1 pseudogene is annotated in these 1,810 nt (G+C 68.5%); it reads right to left on the bottom strand.

Going from position 1 to position 1,810, the window contains the following annotated elements:
• Positions 1-1,810, bottom strand: a pseudogene (locus ACZ4LX_RS38075) (condensation domain-containing protein); the annotation flags it as partial.

Raw genomic sequence — 1,810 nt, 5'->3', positions numbered from 1 at the left:
GCACAGTGACCCGCGGCATCTCAACCGCCGTGTCGTTCCACTCCACCAGAACCCGGCGCCGCTCAGCCTCACCCAGCACATCCACCGCGCTCAGCCGCAGCTCAGGCTCCTCGACCACAGCTCCCAGGACCCGCACCAGACCCTCGACGAGCCGCTCCACCGAACCCACCTCGAACAGATCCACCGCAGCGATCACCGCACCCCGCAACCCCGCAGGCACACCACCCGGACCAAACACCTCACCCACGGTGAACTCGAGATCGAACTTGGCCGCTGCTGACTCATGGGTGCTGAGCTTTCCGACCTGCTGGGCGCCAGAGAGGTCCACGGCGGCGCCGGCGTTGTTCTGGAGGGTGAGCATCACCTGGAACAGCGGGTGCCGGGCCAGGGAACGCGTCGGTGCGAGTTCCTCCACCAGACGCTCGAACGGCACGTCCTGATGCGCGAACGCCGAGATGCCGGCCTTGCGTACTCGGGACAGCAGTTCGCGGAACGTCGGGTCTCCTGACAGGTCAGTGCGCAGCACCAGCGTGTTCACGAACAGGCCCACCAGGTCGTCCAGGGCCTCATCGGTGCGCCCGGCGACCGCTGCGCCGACGGGGATGTCGGTGCCCGCGCCGAACCGGGACAGCAGGACCGCGAGGGCGGCCTGGAGCACCATGAAGGGCGTGCAGCCCTCGACACGGGCCAGCTCCGCGAGACGTGCGTGCACTTCGGCGGGAACGTCGAAGGGGATGGTGAGCCCACGGTGACTCGCCATGGACGGACGCGGACGGTCGTAGGGCAGCGTCAGCTCCTCCGGCGCACCGGCCAGCTTCTCCCGCCAATAGGCGACCTGACGCGACAGGACGCTGTCAGGATCGCTCTCGTCGCCCAGCAGCTCACGCTGCCACAGCGCGTAGTCCGCGTACTGAACCGGCAACGGCTCCCACTCGGGGGCACGCCCCGCACACCGCGCCTCGTACGCCACCGACACATCACGCGCCAGCGGACCCATCGACCAGCCGTCACCGGCGATGTGGTGCACCACCACAACCAGCACATGCTCACCCGGAGCGACACCGAACAGCCAAGCCCGTACAGGGATCTCCGACGCGATGTCGAACGCATACCGCGACGCATCCGCCACAGCAGCATCCACGTCAGACGCTCCGCCGGTGTCGGCTGCCAGGTCGACGACCTGGAGCTGCCAGTCCAGGTCCGCGAGGGCGAGGACCCGCTGGTACGGCTCTCCCTCGGCCACCCCGAACACCGTCCGCAGCACTTCGTGACGGCCGATCACATCCCGTAGGGCCGCATCAAGGGCCTCGACGTCCACCTGGCCGGAAAGCCGCAGAGCTGTCGGGATGTTGTACGCGGCGCTGGGCCCCTCGAGCTGCTCGACGAACCACAGACGGCGCTGCGCGAATGACAACGGAAACATCAGGACTCCCCCTGGTTACGCATGGGCCGCAACGCCGGCCGAGCTGTCTTCTTCTTTCCGAGCTGCCGTGCGAGCCCTGCCACCGTCGGCGTCTCGAACAGCGCCGCGATGCCGAGCTCGACGCCCAGCGCCACCCGGATACGGCTGACCAGCCGTACCGCGAGCAGGGAATGACCTCCGAGGGCGAAGAAGTCGTCGTCGACTCCCACCTTCTCCAGTCCGAGGACCTGCGCGAACGCCTCGCACAGGGCCTCTTCCTCGGGGGTGGACGGGCCTCTGCCGGAATTCGCAGTGGTGGTGTACTCGGGTGCGGGCAGGGCCTTGCGGTCGAGCTTCCCGTTCACCGTCAACGGCAGCTCGTCCAGCACCACGACCGCGGCCGGGACC

The sequence above is a fragment of the Streptomyces sp. NPDC026062 genome (assembly GCF_055568375.1).
Note: the sequence above shows the minus strand (reverse complement) of the source record. Positions and strands in the feature narration are given on the sequence as shown.